Below are 1,410 nucleotides of genomic sequence, written 5' to 3'. Positions count from 1 at the left end.
TGGGTCTTGTGACGTGTCTGTGGGTGGTTGGGCGCGTCAGTGATGGCGCACGCCGTTGTCCTGCCTAGGTTCTGGCTTGTCGAAGGTCAGAACTGTGAGGGCGGGAGAACGGCGTGCGTTCTGCCAGGGTATGGGCTGGGCTGCTCGGGGTCGAGCAGGCGGTGGTCGAGGATGTGGGGTTCGATCCGGTCGAGTCGGTGGTGGTGGCTCGGGTGCGGGTGCGTCGGGGTGCTCGGCATCGGTGTCCGTATTGCCGTCGGCGGTGTGCCCGCTATGACGCGGGGGTTCGTCGTCGGTGGCGGGCGTTGGATCTGGGGATGGTCCGGGCGGTAGTCGAGGCCGATGCGCCTCGGGTTTCCTGCCGGGTGCATGGGGTGGTCGTGGCGGCGGTGCCGTGGGCGCGTCATGGAGCGGGGCATACTCGGGCGTTTGATCAGATGGTGGCGTGGTTGGTGGTGCATACCGCGAAGTCGGCGGTGTCGCAGCTGATGCGGATCAGTTGGCGCACGGTCGGGGCGATCGTGGGGCGGGTGTGGGCTGACACCGGCGGTGTGGTGGACCGCTTCGAGGGGTTGCGTCGTATCGGTATCGACGAGGTCAGCTACAAGAAGGGCCACCAGTATCTGACGGTGGTGGTGGATCACGACAGCGGACGGCTCGTCTGGGCAGCGCCCGGTAAGAGCGCGGCGACGCTGAACGGGTTCTTCGACGTGCTCGGCCCTGAACGGGCCGCGAAGATCACGCACGTGTCGGCCGACGGCGCCGATTGGATCTCCGCAGTGTTGCGCCGCCGCTGCCCGGACGCGGTCCGCTGCGCCGATGCGTTCCATGTCGTGGCCTGGGCCACCGATGCCGTGGATCGGGTTCGCCGTCAGGCCTGGAACGAGGCCACCGGTCGTGGGGCCGGCCGTCGCGGTGTCGCCGTCGGCGCGGCCCGCCAGTTGAAGAACACCCGCTGGGCGTTGTGGAAGAACCCGGAAAACCTCACCGCCGCCCAGCAGGCCAAACTCGCCTGGATCGCCAAGACCCACCCCCGCCTGCACCGGGCCTGGGCGCTCAAGGAGGGCCTACGCCTGGTGTTCACCCTGGCCAAGACCAGCCCCGCAGCCGCAGTGGAAGCCCTCGACCGGTGGATCGGGTGGGCCCGCCGCAGCCGCATCGACGTCTTCGTCGACCTGCAACGACGCGTCACCCGCCACCGCGATCAGATCATCGCTGCCATCGAGCACGGCCTGTCCAACGGCCGCATCGAATCCGTCAACGCCAAGATCCGCCTCATCACCCGGATGGCCTTCGGATTCCACTCAGCAGACGCCCTCATCGCCCTGGCCATGCTCAGCCTCGGCGGCCACCGACCCCAACTCCCCGGAAGATGATCACCACCGACCCACGAATCAAGCAGAAGACCCA

At 68.0% G+C, this 1,410-nt stretch carries 1 protein-coding gene; it reads left to right on the top strand.

From position 1 onward, the window contains the following. Positions 1–113: 113 nt before the first annotated feature. A complete protein-coding gene (locus tag D7223_RS32360) occupies positions 114–1,376 on the top strand; it encodes an ISL3 family transposase (RefSeq protein WP_120733497.1) in 1,263 nt (420 codons plus the stop codon). Positions 1,377–1,410: the final 34 nt, after the last annotated feature.

Source organism: Micromonospora endolithica (assembly GCF_003626595.1).
Classification (GTDB): Bacteria; Actinomycetota; Actinomycetes; order Mycobacteriales; family Micromonosporaceae; genus Micromonospora; species Micromonospora endolithica.
This window is presented reverse-complemented; position numbering and strand designations above follow the sequence as displayed.